Annotated in this window: 14 protein-coding genes; 12 read left to right on the top strand and 2 right to left on the bottom strand. The window is 45.2% G+C overall.

Annotation, left to right across the window (positions count from 1 at the left end; translation table 11 throughout):
- Positions 1-12 precede the first annotated feature (12 nt).
- Complete coding sequence (gene mqnC, locus AC58UW_RS09055; protein ID WP_315953358.1) at positions 13-1,149, top strand: cyclic dehypoxanthinyl futalosine synthase; 1,137 nt, start codon at positions 13-15, stop codon at positions 1,147-1,149.
- 65 nt (positions 1,150-1,214) lie between these two features.
- On the opposite strand, the gene AC58UW_RS09050 is transcribed toward mqnC, so the two are convergent.
- Positions 1,215-2,315, bottom strand: coding sequence for a GGDEF domain-containing protein (locus tag AC58UW_RS09050; protein ID WP_497420354.1), 1,101 nt, complete (start codon positions 2,313-2,315; stop codon positions 1,215-1,217).
- Positions 2,316-2,509: 194 nt separating this feature from the next.
- Here AC58UW_RS09050 and AC58UW_RS09045 point away from each other — a divergent pair, with 194 nt between their 5' ends.
- The 5 genes from AC58UW_RS09045 (at position 2,510) to AC58UW_RS09025 (ending at position 8,855) form a co-directional block, all read left to right on the top strand.
- On the top strand, positions 2,510-3,451 hold the full coding sequence (locus AC58UW_RS09045; protein WP_497420353.1) for a putative sporulation protein YtxC: 942 nt from the start codon (positions 2,510-2,512) through the stop codon (positions 3,449-3,451).
- Between the two features lie 344 nt (positions 3,452-3,795).
- A complete protein-coding gene (thrS, locus tag AC58UW_RS09040; RefSeq protein ID WP_497420352.1) occupies positions 3,796-5,730 on the top strand; it encodes a threonine--tRNA ligase in 1,935 nt (644 codons plus the stop codon).
- Between the two features lie 180 nt (positions 5,731-5,910).
- Positions 5,911-6,546: a 3D domain-containing protein gene (locus tag AC58UW_RS09035; RefSeq protein ID WP_497420351.1), complete on the top strand. Its 636-nt coding sequence runs from the start codon at positions 5,911-5,913 to the stop codon at positions 6,544-6,546.
- Positions 6,547-6,875: 329 nt separating this feature from the next.
- Positions 6,876-8,396, top strand: coding sequence for a methyl-accepting chemotaxis protein (locus AC58UW_RS09030; protein WP_497420623.1), 1,521 nt, complete (start codon positions 6,876-6,878; stop codon positions 8,394-8,396).
- 78 nt (positions 8,397-8,474) lie between these two features.
- Positions 8,475-8,855, top strand: a complete 381-nt coding sequence (locus AC58UW_RS09025) for a hypothetical protein (RefSeq protein WP_497420622.1) — start codon at positions 8,475-8,477, stop codon at positions 8,853-8,855.
- 42 nt (positions 8,856-8,897) lie between these two features.
- Here the strand turns inward: AC58UW_RS09025 and AC58UW_RS09020 are convergent, their stop codons facing one another.
- Complete coding sequence (locus AC58UW_RS09020; RefSeq protein ID WP_497420350.1) at positions 8,898-10,184, bottom strand: ammonium transporter; 1,287 nt, start codon at positions 10,182-10,184, stop codon at positions 8,898-8,900.
- Between the two features lie 271 nt (positions 10,185-10,455).
- Here AC58UW_RS09020 and liaF point away from each other — a divergent pair, with 271 nt between their 5' ends.
- From liaF to AC58UW_RS08990, 6 genes are all read left to right on the top strand, one after another.
- On the top strand, positions 10,456-11,580 hold the full coding sequence (gene liaF, locus AC58UW_RS09015) for a cell wall-active antibiotics response protein LiaF (RefSeq protein ID WP_497420349.1): 1,125 nt from the start codon (positions 10,456-10,458) through the stop codon (positions 11,578-11,580).
- 9 nt (positions 11,581-11,589) lie between these two features.
- Entirely contained in the window at positions 11,590-12,654 is a 1,065-nt protein-coding gene (locus tag AC58UW_RS09010; protein WP_497420348.1) for a sensor histidine kinase, read from the top strand.
- Positions 12,647-13,294: a response regulator transcription factor gene (locus tag AC58UW_RS09005; protein ID WP_497420347.1), complete on the top strand. Its 648-nt coding sequence runs from the start codon at positions 12,647-12,649 to the stop codon at positions 13,292-13,294. Before AC58UW_RS09010 ends, AC58UW_RS09005 begins: the two co-directional genes overlap by 8 nt.
- Positions 13,295-13,382: 88 nt before the next feature.
- A complete protein-coding gene (locus tag AC58UW_RS09000) occupies positions 13,383-13,796 on the top strand; it encodes a YugN family protein (RefSeq protein ID WP_497420346.1) in 414 nt (137 codons plus the stop codon).
- A gap of 145 nt (positions 13,797-13,941) precedes the next feature.
- Positions 13,942-15,531, top strand: a complete 1,590-nt coding sequence (locus tag AC58UW_RS08995) for a S1C family serine protease (protein WP_497420345.1) — start codon at positions 13,942-13,944, stop codon at positions 15,529-15,531.
- Positions 15,532-15,677: 146 nt separating this feature from the next.
- Positions 15,678-16,367, top strand: coding sequence for a response regulator transcription factor (locus AC58UW_RS08990; protein WP_497420344.1), 690 nt, complete (start codon positions 15,678-15,680; stop codon positions 16,365-16,367).
- Position 16,368: the final 1 nt, after the last annotated feature.

The following is a 16,368-nucleotide window of genomic DNA, read 5'->3' as shown; positions in this document are numbered from 1 at the left end:
GAGTGAAGAGCTGTGAAACCGATCGATCGTATATTAAATAAGGCACAATCAGGCGGGCGAATTGATGTAGAAGAATGCATTACACTGTTCGAATCCGATCAAATAGAGAAAATTGGCGATACTGCGAATCAGATTATGAAAAAATGGCATCCGGACCCGATTACAACGTTTGTTATAGGCCGGAATATCAACTATACAAATATTTGTGATGTTTACTGCAGATTCTGCGCGTTTTATCGGGCGCCAGGGTCAGCAGAAGGTTATGTATTGCCGGATGAAACCATTTTCCAGAAGATTCAAGAAACACTGGATGTGAATGGTACGGAGATTCTGATGCAAGGCGGCACCAATCCGAACCTGCCATTCAGCTATTACACGAACATCCTTCGTGAGATTAAGAAGCGTTTTGACATTACGATGCACTCTTTCTCGCCAGCTGAAATTATGAAAATGAAAGACGTTTCAGACGGATTGTCCTTAGAAGAGGTTGTTCGCCAATTGCATGAGGCCGGACTGGATTCCTTGCCTGGCGGCGGCGCCGAAATTTTGGATGATCGTACTAGACGCAAAATCAGCAAGCTCAAAGGCTCATGGCGTGACTGGATGGACGTGATGCAAACCGCACACAAAATTGGTATGCATACAACGGGCACCATGGTTATCGGTTTCGGTGAGTCGATGGAAGAGCGCGCGCTTCATATGCTGCGTATCCGAGATGCACAGGACGATGTATTAATGCAGAAGCTGAATACACCAGGTTTCCTTGCGTTCATTCCGTGGACGTTCCAACCGGATAATACGAATATGAAGGCGGAGAAAGTAACGCCTGAAGAATATTTGAAAACTCTGGCGATTAGTCGGATAATGCTCGACAATGTGCCGAACTTCCAATCTTCTTGGGTTACAATGGGACCAGAAGTGGGCAAACAGACCCTGAGCTACGGCTGCAACGACTTCGGTTCTACGATGATTGAAGAAAACGTAGTATCAGCGGCGGGTACGACGCACAAAGTCAACGTTACCTCAACGCTGGACATCATTCGCCAAGCGGGCAAAATTCCTGCGCAGCGGAATACGAAATACCAAATTTTGCGTGTTTTCGATGACGAAAATGTGAAAATCGATAAAGATTTTGTCATGCAGAATTAATCATTATCGCATATAAAGAAGCCTCCATCCCGCTGGTATCGTGGTTGGAGGCTTTTCTGCATGCATTAGCGCGCTTCCTTCAAAGGAGCAGTGTGGATAATCGTTTTGTTTTTACCCGTTTTCTTGGCTGTGTATAAGGATTGATCCGCACCAGCGAACAGCAGCTCTTTGGAGGTGCCTGGCTGATACTCACTGAGTCCGATGGAGATGGTGACAGATTGTCCGTTCAGCTCTTCCTGTTTCATTTGGGATATTTGCCAACGGATTCTTTCAAGTAAGTCAAACACGACTTCCGTGCTCTTCTCTGTGAAAATGATAGCGAACTCTTCGCCGCCGTATCTTGCTACAAAATCATTGAGACCTACATGATTTTTCAAGGTGCTGCTTACGTTTTTCAAGACAGCGTCACCGGCTCTGTGGCCGTAGGTATCATTGACTTTTTTGAAATTGTCGATGTCAAGCACGGCGATATGAATGCAGAAGTGACCTGAAGCATTTTGCATAATAAGCTCATCCAAGTATTCATGGAAGGTAATATGGTTGTACAAATCGGTTAGCGCATCTGTTTTGGAGAGCTTGTCCATGATAATATTTTTGATCAATAGTTCCTGTTTCAATTCCGTTGTTATTTGCAGATTGTTTAGGATTTCAACGCCTCGCTTGATAATTCCGAAAGTAATGATCGAAATAATGCCAAGCACCGGCAATATAGTCAGGAGATCAACAAAGGTATAATCTGAGAGTATGCCCAATCTTACAGCAAAAAGAATAGAGAAAGATACTAGCGTTAAGGCTATGGAATATATGATTTTGGAGAGTTGCAGGTAAAAAATAGACACAAAAATCGGAAGCAAAAGGTAAAGGATAACTAGATTTATTTCATAATTGAAGTAAATAATCGTGAAGGACAAGATCGCACCGCCGCTAATGATTTGGTAATCCAGCAGCTTTTTATAAAATTTATGGGTCGTTTCTAACATGAGTAAGATGAAGATCATCGTGAGGACGGAGATAATGAGATGGCCTGACATGCCGGATGCATCTCTTTTTACAGTGAAAGAGTAGAGAAATTCGAAAGGCAGTTGAAGCAGGACAAGGAACCAGTAGGTGTTCAGCAGCTTGCGGTTCCAAGCACGTCTGTGCAGTTGGTAGGTGTCTATTTGCATGGATACTCACTCCAATATGAGACTAAAGCACTATGATGACTATCATAGCATGAAAATTTGCGGGATTGGAATAACTTTACTTAAAGATTTAATAAAGAATACTGAAAGTAAATGGCAATTTGTTCGTTGTATATCTCCTACCTATCGACCATATACTCTTAAGAGGAGGATGTATTGATGGAAGGAGTGAGGGTATGGAGCTGTTTACTATCGTGATCATGAAGGCTGATGAGTTATATGTGCGTTCGCTAAGCGCTCAGATAGAACGTGAGCTGCAACTTTTACATATTGTTGAAAGTGGATGGATAATTGCATACGAATGGACAGAAACACATGCATATATCCGCCTTGAATCGGTGTTGACTGACCAGGAAACTTCAGCAATGCGTGGCCAAATGATGCCGAATCTGGCTGGTGTATTAGCCGATCACATCATCGCGGACAAAGAATCAAATATTTTACGTCAATTGCTTATAAAGGAATTTAAGTATGAGGCCCAAGAAGATTTAGAGGCTATTGAGGGGTATTGCAAACCATCGGTTTATGCAGACACAGGGACAGAAGACTCCCCTGTTCTCACTAACAGTTTCGGTATTCAGCGGCGCAGACAAGTATTAATTGATCAGCTTATGCTGGCACTAGAAGAAACTTCAGTGCTCAGCTTGGATGGCTTCCTCCATTTCCGCTTGCAGGATTACACGGACGAGCTGCGGGAAATAGCGGAATATGCGATAGATGAATACATGATGGACCGCCAATACCAGGAATTTATTTCTCTTCTGCAATATTTTGTGTATATTCAAGAGGCCAAAATCCCGATAGTTCATCTCATTCACAAAGGCGGTCATGAGTTTGTTATTTTGAATGATCGCATGGAGCTCATTGATGCCAACGAATTTGATGCTTCTTTTAAAATGGAAATGTTGGAGAAAGACATTAACTTCGAAGATATGATCGTGAGCACGCTGATTACGGTATCACCTGCAAACATCTATATTCACACCAGAGATGCTGATATGACGATAATTAAAACAATTAGGCAAATCTTTGAGGATCGAACAACGGTGTGCTCATACTGCCGGACATGTGACATTTATTTAGGGGAAGCGAAAAAACAAGATCAACTATCCCCTTGACCTTGAACGAAGAGCCAATTATAATAGGGATCGAAGGCGTTAATCAAAGACAAGAACTTTCTGCAAGAACTGCACAGAGAGAGGAGACTAGGCTGCAATCTCCTTCAGTGAAACGGATTGTTTACCCCTTTGTAGCCGTGTTGTGGAATTCGGCCTGATTTGCAGGCTTGTTAGTATACAACACCGGAATCATTCCCGTTACCGAATGCTGATGAGGATTCGCCATGTCCCGAGTAGACATGATGCGAATCGAACTAGGGTGGAACCACGAGCTGAGCGCACTCGTCCCTTTTGGGATGCAGTGTGCTTTTTTGCGTTCAATCACATATACAGGAGGAACGAAAATGGTTGTACAAGTGAAATTACCAGATGGCGCAGTGAGAGAGTACGCAGTTGGAACGACCATTGAGCAAGTGGCGGAATCCATTTCTTCTGGATTGAAGAAAAATGCCGTAGGCGGTAAAGTGAACGGAAAATCAGTTGATTTGTCGTTCCCTTTGGAAAATGATGCAGACGTTGAGATTTTGACACTCGACAATGAAGCAGGTTTGGAAATGTACCGTCACAGTACGGCTCATTTGATGGCTCAGGCTATTAAACGCATTTACGGCGACAAGGCTGTAAAATTAGGAATCGGACCTGTCATTGAAGACGGCTTCTACTATGACATCGATTTGGATACCCCGCTAAATCCAGAGGATTTGGTGAAAATCGAGAAGGAGATGGAACGCATCTCTAATGAGAATCTGGCGATTACTCGCCGCGTGGTTTCCCGTGAGGAAGCGATTCGCATTTTCACTGAGATGGAAGATCCGTACAAACTTGAACTAATCCGTGATTTGCCGGAAGATTCCGTGCTCACTATTTATGATCAAGGTGAATTCTTTGATCTATGCCGCGGACCGCATTTGCCATCCACCGGCAAGATTAAAGCTTTCAAACTGTTAAGTGTAGCAGGCGCTTACTGGCGCGGAGACGCAAAAAACAAAATGCTGCAGCGTATTTACGGAACTGCGTTCCCTAAGAAAGCGCAGCTGGATGAGCACTTGCATTTGCTCGAAGAAGCGAAAAAGCGTGACCACCGCAAGCTAGGTAAAGAGCTTAAAATGTTCGCGTTCTCCCGCGAGGTTGGTCAAGGTTTGCCGCTTTGGCTGCCAAACGGTGCCAAATTGAGACGCACAATGGAACGCTACATTGTAGACTTGGAAGAGCGTTTAGGCTACCAGCACGTGTACACACCGGTTCTTGCCAACGTTGAATTGTACAAAACTTCCGGTCACTGGGATCACTATAGCGAAGATATGTTCCCAAAAATGGTCATGGACAATGAAGAGCTTGTCCTTCGTCCGATGAACTGTCCGCATCATATGATGGTTTATAAGAGCGATATGCGCAGCTACCGTGATCTGCCAGTTCGTATTGCAGAGCTTGGCACTATGCACCGTTATGAGATGTCAGGCGCATTAACTGGTTTACACCGTGTTCGCGCTATGACACTGAATGACGCTCATATCTTCTGTCGTTTGGATCAAATTAAAGAAGAGTTCTCGCGTGTAGTTACCTTGATTCGTCAAGTATATGCTGACTTCGGCATTACGGACTACCGTTTCCGCCTATCTTACCGCGATCCTAAGGATACTGAGAAGTATTTCCAAGATGATCAAATGTGGGAAACTTCCCAACGCATGCTGCGTGAAGTAGTTGAAGAGTTAGGACTTCCGTTCTACGAAGCTGAAGGGGAAGCTGCATTCTACGGTCCTAAACTTGACGTTCAAATCAAAACTGCGCTTAAGAAAGAGGAGACTCTTTCCACTGCTCAAATTGATTTCTTGCTGCCAGAGCGCTTCCAGCTTGAGTACACAGGTGAAGATGGCCAGAAACATCGTCCGGTTGTTATTCATAGAGGGATCATCTCGACTATGGAACGGATGACAGCTTTCTTGCTTGAAAATTTCGCAGGTGCTCTGCCGACTTGGTTAATGCCGGTGCAAGCCAAAGTCATTCCTGTATCGCCCGCATTTGAGGAATTCTCAAATAAGGTGACTGAACGTCTACTGGCTGCAGGTATTCGTGTTGAAGCGGATAACCGCAATGAAAAGCTGGGTTACAAGATTCGTGAGGCGCAGCTGGAGAAAATTCCGTTCATGCTCGTTGTCGGGGAAAATGAAGTATCGAACGAAAGCCTTTCTGTCCGCAAACGCGGTCAAGGGGACTTGGGCACACATCCGATTGATCAAGTTATCGGCATGATCAATGAAGAAATAAGAAAAAAACTATAATAGTCTAACAAGTAAGCAGAGAAGAGTGATTCTTCTCTGCTTTTTTTTGTTTTCAAAATTAGGCATTTTGGTAGGTATAAGGGAACGAAATAGGGGCATTTTAATCAGTGAGTCTGCATATGGAGGTTTAATTCTGGAATGAACTGGACAACCTGCAATAGTAGGGGAGGTATCAAAACGATGTTAACTGCGCTATTTACTAAGCCCAAATGGCTTGGAACATGGATGATCATGAATGTTTTGATTGCGCTTTTCGGACAAGAAACAAGAAACACGGCAGAAACCGTAAGCCATATACAAGTGCCGCATCAAATGGATACTCCGAGCAATTCGGGACCTGTTTCTGTGCCTGTAGTACAAGATCGTGGGCAACAAATCAACTATCGCTATGTGCCTAAACTGGACTCGGATTTGTCCAAACTTAAGGCGGTTGAAGTAACGGCCACCGGATATTACGCAGGTAAAGAATCGACAGGTAAAAACCCAGATCATCCGGAGTATGGCATTACCTTTTCAGGGATCAAAGTAAAGCGGGACGACAAAGCCTTATCGACCATCGCTGCAGACACCAAAGTCTTTCCACTCGGTACGGTCTTGTTTATACCGGGATATGGTTATGGGGTCGTTGCCGACACAGGAAGCGCGATTAAAGGGAAGAAAATTGACTTGTATTTTGATACGAAAGATCAAGTATACAAGGAATGGGGCAAAAAGACGGTCAAAGTATTTATCGTCAAGCAGGGGAATGGCAAGGTGACCGAACTCATTTGGAATCAATTGAAGGATGAGATCCTATCTCCTACCAAATCGTTATAAAATTTGTTTTGGCTAAATTTTTCATCATAAAAAATCCTGTTTGGGAAACTATATACATACAGGAGGTGATTGAACATGGCTAAGAACAAAAACAACAAGAAAGCAGCACAAGACGTAGAATTCGCTACGGAAACTGCGGTACCTAACAAGCAGCAACAAACGAACACACAAAACCAAAACAAATAAGAATTACCATAACCATAGTAATGGAAGAAAAGCAGAGACCTGCAAGGGTCTCTGCTTTTTTTATTTCTTTTCATCATCGCCTATTTTCGATATAATGTAGCAAAATCTAACATTTGCCCTTCTGGGAGGAGTGCCAATTGCTTATGCAGGCTGAGTCGAAACAGAAAGCGTGGTTGTATGGTCTTATTCTCATCGGTATTGCCGTAAGTGTAGTGGCTTTATTTTCAACATCAATTTGGTTTACGGCTGCAGGGTTGGCTGTTTTTTTGTTTTTAGGGATACTGACCATTGTTATGAATAAGGCGTCAAGCGTTTCACTCCGCTCTGACAAGGAGCAACAAGAGCAATTCCGAACGTTCATTCAGGAATCGCAGGTCGTTGCGGATCGCTTATCTGCGGCGGTGGAAGAAGTAAATCGCTCTATCAGCCAGCTGCTGCACATTGCTGACGCGTCCATTCAAGGGGAAGAGGATTTGAAAGCTCGCAGCAATCAAGCAGTTGGGCAGCTGCAGGAGGCGTTCGCGGCGATTCAGCAGGTGGCGGCAGCGGCCGACCATATTCTAGATTCTTCGCTGCACATGCATAAGGAGAGCGAACAGACTAAAGACACAGTTGTTGATGTTTGCCGCTCCCTGAACGCTACGGATGAAGTTATGAGCGATCTGCATATCAATAATGATACGATGCAGCGCAAGATTCAAGATCTTACCAGTCATACTTCCAAAATCGAAGAAATCAATACGTTCATTGCCGAAGTGGTCTCTCAAACGTCGTTGCTTGCGCTTAATGCTTCCATTGAAGCCGCTAGAGCTGGTGAGCAAGGGCGCGGGTTTTCGGTTGTCGCACAGGAGATCAAGAAGCTGGCTGCGCAAAGTCATGAAGCGGTGACAAAATCATCGGAAATTTTGACCGCTATTGAGAGTGGCGTTGCGCAAGTTGTAACAGCAGTTGCAGAAGAAAAAAAGTCGGTTGCACTAGGCATTAGCGAAATGAAGGTGATGAAGGAGAAAATCGATACCATTTTCTCTCTAATCTTGAATGTGAATAATCTCGTCACAAGCACGACAAGCTCTACCAAGACGCAGTCCGCATTAGTAACAGACACGAGGTCCTCGTTGGGACAGGTGGTGGATCTGATGAACGAAACCATGAACAGCGTGGAGAACACGCTTTTGCAAATGAAAAAGCAGCGACAGGAAGTTTCGATGCTGCAGCACATCAACCAAAACCTCGATCGTTCCTCGACAGAGCTTATCCAGGCTATTCAAGCGGTTGGCTTGCAAAATACGAGAGGGACAACAAACGTCAATATCCAAGAGATGAAGCAGCTGCTCAGCTCTCTTGTGCTCAAACCTGACATCACTTCCTTAGTCGATGGGAGTCATGCCGCTCAATTAAGCGCAGTTTTGAAGAAAGCGGATGGTGTTGAGGCGATCTGGTCGAACCGAGCAGACGGAACCTTTATCTTTTCACTGCCTGAAGCCGGTCTTGTGAATGGCAAGGGGAGAGAGTGGTGGAAGCGGGCGATGGCAGGTGAACTCTTCGTTTCGGAGGAATACGTGTCAGCTATTACGAAAAAACCGTGTATTACTTTGTCAAAAGCGATAATAAGTGACACGGGAATCCCTATTGGTGTCGTTGGAATCGATTTAATCTTGAAATAATGGTTCTCAAAACCATTGTTTTAGTGTAAAATAAGATTACTGTGATGAATGTTAACATGGAGAGATAGGTGAGTGACAATGCTGAATGCTATGCGATTGGACGGTAATTCTCAAAAGACATCTAGGAAAGCCGCGGAGGTATTTCCTTTCTTGGAAGCTTACATTGCCCGCAAGGAGCAGCAGGCTTTAGAGATTGAGCAGGTCGTGGAGCGTTACGAAATGAAGAGAATGAAGGAAGAGCGAGCTTATCAGGCGATGTCTTCACTTCGTCGCATGTTTTCGGGGAAGAAACCCGACCATCATCTGGCTGTTGAATATATCCACTATGTGAAGAAGCCAATGGAGCAAGTGAATAAGCTGCGTGCCGAAATAGCACGTGCCAGACAGATTATGAATGAATCCAAGCCTGGCGAAGACATTAGCATTCCCGAAGAATTCGAAGATTTGCTTAACCAATAAAAATTAAAACCCTTCCAGATGGAAGGGTTTTTTGCTTTCGATTTATCCTTTTTTCAACTGCTCCAAATCCAGAAAACCGTCTTCTTGGCTATAAGCGGGAACACCATGGATCCCTACATCTAAGCCTACGAGCTCTTCGTCGCTGCTAACACGTAAAGGTACGATTAGATTAATGAGCTTCATGACGCCCCAAGTGATGGCGAAGCCCCATATGCAAATCGTAACGAGACCTAATGCTTGAACCCCTAGCAGACCGAATCCGCCGCCATAAAATAAACCGGCTGTTCCTTCACGGATAGCGTCAGGTTGAGCGAATAAGCCTACAGCCAATGTTCCGATGCTACCGCTGATCCCGTGTACGGGAAACGCTCCGACAGGGTCATCGATCTGTCTAGCTTCCAGCATTTCAGTTGCGTAAACCATTGCGATTCCGCATATGGCTCCAATGAAAATGGCGGCAGCATCACTAACAAATGCACAGCCTGCGGTAATGCCGACGAGTCCTGCAAGTGCGCCGTTGATGACCATCGGCGGGTCAGCCTTGCGATAGCGCATCATCGTAAACAAGATGCAGGTTGCGCTGCCTGCTGCTGCCGCTAACATGGTCGTTACAGCAATATGGCCGATCGACGTATTGGTAGCGCTTAGTGTACTGCCGGAGTTGAAGCCGAACCAGCCAAACCATAGGATGAAGGCTCCTACGGAAGCTAGCGGTAAGTTGGAGGGTGGAACGATGTTGGCTGAGCCGTCTGCAGAGAATTTACCGATCCGTGGGCCGATGATCATGGCAGCTGCGAGTGCGGAGAAGCCGCCAAGCGCGTGGATAACAGCCGACCCGGCGAAATCAACCATCCCTAGTTTTCCAAGCCAGCCACCCACTGCCCATACCCAGTGACCTGCTATGGGATAAATCAAACCTGTCATGGCAATGGTGTAAAGGATGTAAGCTCTGAAGTTGATGCGTTCTGCAACAGCGCCAGATACAATGGAGATAACAGCAATAACGAAGGCGCATTGGAATAGCCAGTAGGTTTCATGTGAGATGTTGAGCACGATGTGTGTCAAATCTCCTCCCATGAAGAAGCCGCTTAATCCAATGATGCCTCCTGCATCTTTGCCATACATAAGTGCAAAACCAATGAAATAAAAAATAAGTGCTCCGAAAGCGATATCAACAAACACTTTCATAATAATGCTCACAGCATTTTTCTGCCTGACAAAGCCTGCTTCTAGTAACGCGAAGCCCCCTTCCATCAATAAAATCATGGCAGCAGTTAGTACCACCCATATGGTATCTAGACCGCTGGAAAGCTGTTGGATTTGATCCATTTGTTATCTCTCCCTTATATTCGAAGCGTTCTAATGGAACAATTATACGGTTCTCATGATAAACATGTCAACGAAATACGTAAGAATACATAACATGCATGATGGATTGTTCGTATCTTCCAAACTCATGTCAGTTATTTTGTATTTCTGTTCGAAAAACTCAGTCTCTAGACCGAGGCAAGCTTCAATCCCTCGTCTCTTTTCAATCTTGCTTGTATCTTATAGACTAGAAGTATCTTAACAACGATGTACACAAATGGAGGAAGAACGCATGAATCCGCATATGTTTCAACGCATGATTTGGGGGCTTGTCCTTGTGACGGCAGGTATCCTTTTTTTACTTAATCAACTGGGGTTCATTCATATTGACCTTGCTTATATGTTTTCCACGTATTGGCCTGTCATTCTAATTTTTTATGGCCTCGTAGGATTCCTATGGCAGCGTAAGTATCATTGGGGAGGTTCGATTTGGAGCTTGCTCGTTTGCGGCGTCGGAACGATTTTCCTTCTTAAGAATTTGAATCTCACCGATCGCTCGCTTGGAGACATGTTTAAAATTCTGGGACCTGTTGCCTTGATCTTTTTCGGGCTAAGCGTCCTCTTCCGTCCTGGCCGTAGAGAGTCGCCTGACTGGGCTTCCATGAAAGAAGCGAAAGAGCAAGCGAGAAGAGAGAGACGTGAGGCAAGACGGAAGGAACACGAGAAATATAGTAATTCATGGGATTCTGCTAACTGGAATCATTCTACAATGAAAGATATCATGAAGGAAAAAGTGGAACGAGATCTTTTCTCAGGAAAAGAAACGAAACATTCACTGAGCGATGAGGAAAAAGAAGTTCTCAAAGATATTCATGGCGAATTTCATCAAAAGCATGCGGAAGAATGGCTTGGCTCTGGAGATCCAGCCGCGAAGGCACCTAAGCTTCATCCTGAATCGCATACTCAGCCGAAAACACAAAATCTTCATGGTCACAGCCACCATTACGATGACTTCGTGCGCAACTTTGATTCAGGTGATGTTCTTCATCGTCACGGCTTCATCGGGGATGTGCATCTGGGTCAAGAAGCTTGGGAATTAAAGCCGATTCAAATCTCTCACTTCATTGGAGATTCTGTTATTGACCTAACCCGTGCCGCCATCCCGCTTGGAGAAACAACGATTCATGTAACGGCATTTATCGGCGACGTGAAAATATTTATTCCGAACGATCTGGATGTAGAAGTTCGCGTGATGGCAAGCTCCTTTATAGGTGACATGAAGGTTCTTGATCGCCGTGAGAGTGGATTCTTGCGCAGCGTAAGGACGCAAACCTCCCATTATGAAGAAGCTGAACGGAAGCTGATCGTCACGACAAGCATGTTCATTGGTGATATCACAATTAAAAAGATAGGTTAAGGATGGAGCATGTACAAATTGCGAATGTTCAATATGAAGTGGCAGCTGCTGAATTACTTTCTGATTTCGAGTCTACTCACCGTCTCAAGTATATTTATTGTGCTGGAGTATTACAGCCGGGAGCTTGCCTCGTGGGAGTTCCGGATGTGGTTTCTCATTGCCATTTTAGCGGTCTGTTTAACTGTTGGTTATATTGCAACTAAGAGATGGCAGCGTAAGGTCGATGAACTTCATGTGGCTATGCTCGAACTATCAAAAGGGAATTTCACCAGTCGTGTGGAGCTTGAACCTGTTGAACCGTTCATGTACTTATATGATGCTTTTAATAAAATGGCGGCTTCTGTTGAAGAACGTGTTCAGCTGCTGCAGAGGCTTGGCGAGGCTGAGGCGATTCGCGATCAAGAGCTTACAGAGAATGCCGTGATGGAAGAACGGCGCCGACTTGCGCGTGATTTGCACGACACGGTCAGCCAGGAGTTGTTTGCCATCCATATGTCAGCTTCCTCTTTGCCCAAAATATTGGAAAGAAACCCGGATGCAGCTCCGACTGTTATGAATCAACTTATTCAAATGTCGCACCATGCCCAGAAGCAGATGAGAGGCTTGATTTCACAGCTTAGACCGATTGAATTAAATGATATGAGCCTTCAAGAAGCCCTGGAGAAGTGGTTTCCGGAATATTGCCGGACTCATGAGCTGCAGGGCCAGCTTGATGTTTCTTTGCGTGAAACGATTTCAGAAGCGATTGAGCATCAGTTTTTCCTTATTATCCAAGAAGGCCTTGCCAATGTCGTGAAGCATGCTTCTGCCAAGGGAGTTCGACTGGCCATTTATGAAAGAGAGCATCAATATGTGCTTCAGCTGCAAGACGATGGCCAAGGGTTCGAGCGTAAGAATATCTCTTCAGCTTCCCATGGTTTATCCACGATGAGAGAACGAGCACAAAAGCTGGGCGGAGATGTGGAAATCGATAGTAAATTAGGTTCAGGCACCCGGGTCAGGGTCCGCATTCCACGCTTTACAGGACCGATTGGTATTGTCACAAAGGAAAGAGAGGGAGAAGCCCATGAGTAACATGAAAGTAATGATTGTTGATGATCATGATATGGTTCGCGTAGGATTAAGGACTTATATTTCAATGGAACCGGGGATGGAGGTTGTGGGGGAAGCCAGCAACGGCCAGGAGGCGTTCGATAAGCTAAACGGCGAGTTGTCTCAGGGGATTCCTGATGTCATCTTAATGGATCTCACAATGCCCGTACTCGATGGGATAGGAGCAACCAAATTAATTTACGGCAAATTCCCGCAGGTCAAAATCATTATGTTAACCAGCTTCCTTGAAGAAGCCAAGGTGCTTGAGGCTGTAGAGTCGGGAGCCATCAGCTATATGCTGAAAACCGTCTCTTCTGATCAATTGATTCATGCCATCCAGAGCGCATACCGCGGCATGCCTGTGATGAACTCGGAAGTGTCATTGGCGCTTACGAGAGGCGTCAGGCAGCGCAACGCTATGCCGGAGGAAGAGGGGCTGACTTCACGTGAGAAGGAAGTGCTGTTATTAATTGCAGAAGGTAAAAGTAATAAAGACATTTCTGAGGAGCTTTTTATTAGTATAAAAACGGTTAAAACGCACGTCAGCAATCTGCTGATGAAGTGTGAATTAGATGATCGTACACAGTTGGCTATTTTTGCGCACCGTAAAGGTTGGGTTTAATGAAGTAAGCCTTCATGACACATAAAAACTACATTTTGGAACACTCTATGCGTAAGGAAACTAATATGAGCGCTTAAGGAGTGTCGGAATGAAAACAATATCATCATCATTAGAACAGGTCAAAGAGTCCTTCGACAGTGTAAGAGACCACCTGCACGAGTTTGACTTTGCACTCGGCGGCAACTGGGACTATGACCATGGCTATTTTGACCGCTTTTTGGATGAAGCCCATAAAGTGTGGTTGCGCATTCCTTTTCAAGTTGTGACGGGAAGAATTGATGGAGATACGGAGGCGACGGATGCCATCGTAGAAATGGGAACCCCCTTTGTGCTGAAGCATGTTTATAATGAAGGCCTTGATCAAGAGGCTGAAGCGGAAACCTATGGAGCGATGATTGATCAGTTTCAGGCGCCGCTCGATCCGGATGCGGAAGTAGACGACAAGTGGGTAAAAGAAGCCGCGGGACTGCTGAAAAAGGTTGAACAAGCTTGGATGCAATAGAAGTGCCCTTTTTTTACCTCCATTTTATTGTTTTTTAATATTCGTTTAAGGTTGTGAGTGCATGATAGAACCATAGACAGCAAGACATAATCCAACTAACGAACATGCACTTTATAACTCATATAAACAAATGGAGGTAAGAAGTATGGAAGACAACAAAAAAGACTACAGCGACTTCTTCAAGTCGCAGAATAACAATAACGAATCGAACGACACAATGAACCGTAAAGAAACGAACCCTGAAGAACCGCATGACCCGAACAAAGAAAGACCTTCCTATTATTATTCTTATGGACCTTACAAGTCAGCTTTTAACGAGAATAATGAACAGGAAGCACTTACAACTTCTGCATCAGGAACAGAAGGAACTTCCAGCGTTGAAGTTACCCCGCCTAAGAACTTGCGCCCATTCAGTTTCGGCCCAGATGTAAGTTCTACACAAGGACCTGGTCCTTGGGATCCGCATGCTAGAAAACGTTCATCTGTAAAAAGCATTTTCGCAGCTTTCATGGCAGGCGCCTTGGTCGTAGGTGCACTCATGTTCAGCGCTGATAAATTGAACTTGTTCACAGGCAACCAGCCGCTGGCATCGGGCAGCACGACTACGGCTACGACGAAGAGTTCCGGCGATAACGGCGAAGTGAAGAATGTAGGGCTTGACGTTGTCCGCCCAGGCAATATTTCCGCGATTGCCCAAAATGCTGGGCCAGCTATCGTAAAGGTCGAATCGTTGGTGAAACCGAAGCAGTCGACGCGCGGCGGCAACTCGCTTTTCGATGACCCGTTTTTCCGTCAATTCTTTGGAGATAACGGCGGCAGCACCACACCGAAAAGCGGTACGCAAGGTTCGGGTAGCGGCGAGCTTCAGCCAGCAGGGATGGGAACAGGCTTCATTTTCGAGAAAACGGGCTATATTTTAACGAATGAGCACGTGGTTGACGGAGCTGATGAAGTTCAAATTACGGTTGAGGGCTACGATAAGCCGTTCAAAGCCAAACTTCTTGGTAATAGTTACGATCTAGACTTGGCTGTCCTCAAAATTGAAGGCGACAAAGACTTCCCGATTCTCCCTCTTGGCAAAGCAGAAGATGTGAACGTTGGAGATTGGGTTGTTGCCATCGGTAACCCTTACGGTTTTGATCACACTGTAACGGTTGGTGTGCTGAGTGCCAAAGAACGTCCGATCAGCATTCCAGATACAAAAGGAACACGCGAGTATAAGCATTTGCTTCAAACAGACGCTTCCATTAACCCAGGTAACTCCGGCGGACCTCTGCTTAACTTGAATGGTGAGGTTATCGGAATTAACACAGCGGTAAGCTCGCAAGCCCAAGGTATTGGATTCGCGATTCCGACAAGCACGATCTCTTCGGTATTGGAGAACCTGAAAAATAACGTTCAAATTCCTAAAGAACCAGTTCCTTACTTGGGTGTAGGTCTACAAGATATTGGCAAGGACTGGGTAAGTGAATTGAAACTTTCAAATACAGATGGGGCATTAGTTGGCAGCGTTCAACGCAAAAGTCCTGCTTTCCAAGCTGGTCTTCGCCAATACGATGTAGTTGTTGATATTAACGGCGCGAAGATCAAGAACTCCCAGGAGCTGATTACGAAAGTTCAAGCAACAAAAGTAGGCGATAAAGTAACGTTAGGTGTAATTCGCGACGGCAAACGCATGGAAGTTCCACTTACAATCGGAGACAAAAATACGTTGGCTGAAACACCTGCTGAATAAAGGAAAGTATCCAATCTATAAACAGAGATTCGTGCGTACGGTTAAAAGGAAGTGGAGACCCGCGGGCCGCAAGCTTGCAGGCTCTGCTTCTTTTTGCTTGCCAAGCTGATTTTGATACAATGAAAAGAAAGAAGGGGGGCCAACCAATGAGGGAAAATATTATGGTTATCGATGATGATGAGAAAATTACGTCTATGTTAAGACGTGGCCTGGCATTTGAAGGCTATTCCGTTGAAACGGCAAGCAATGGGGCAGAGGGACTTAAGCAAATGCTGAGAGCGGAGCCGAATTTACTGATCTTGGACGTAATGATGCCGCATATTGACGGTTGGGAGGTTGTGCGACGTATCCGTGAAAGCGGCAGCGAGGTGCCGATCTTGATGCTAACAGCCAAAGATGAAATCAGCGATCGTGTGAAAGGCTTGGATCTTGGAGCTGACGATTATTTGGTCAAGCCCTTTGCGCTTGAGGAACTGTTAGCAAGGGTGCGAGTTCTTTTGCGTCGTAGAACGGAGCGAGCCGAGCAGCCGACGAACCGTTTGAGCTATGAGGATACGATACTTGATTTGGATACGCGCGAGGTTTTCCGTGACGATAAATTGATTGAACTGACAACCAAAGAATTTGATTTGCTTCACCTGTTCATGCAGAATCCGAAGCGTGTTCTTTCACGCGATATTATAATGGAGAAAATATGGGGCTACGATTACAGCGGCGAATCCAATGTGCTCGAGGTATACATAGCGCTGCTGCGTCAAAAGACCGAAGAGTTCGGGCATAAACGATTGATTCAAACCGTCCGGGGAGCGGGGTACGTATTGAGAGGAGAATTCTGAT

This window comes from Paenibacillus sp. J22R160 (genome assembly GCF_059692135.1).
Note: the sequence above shows the minus strand (reverse complement) of the source record. Positions and strands in the feature narration are given on the sequence as shown.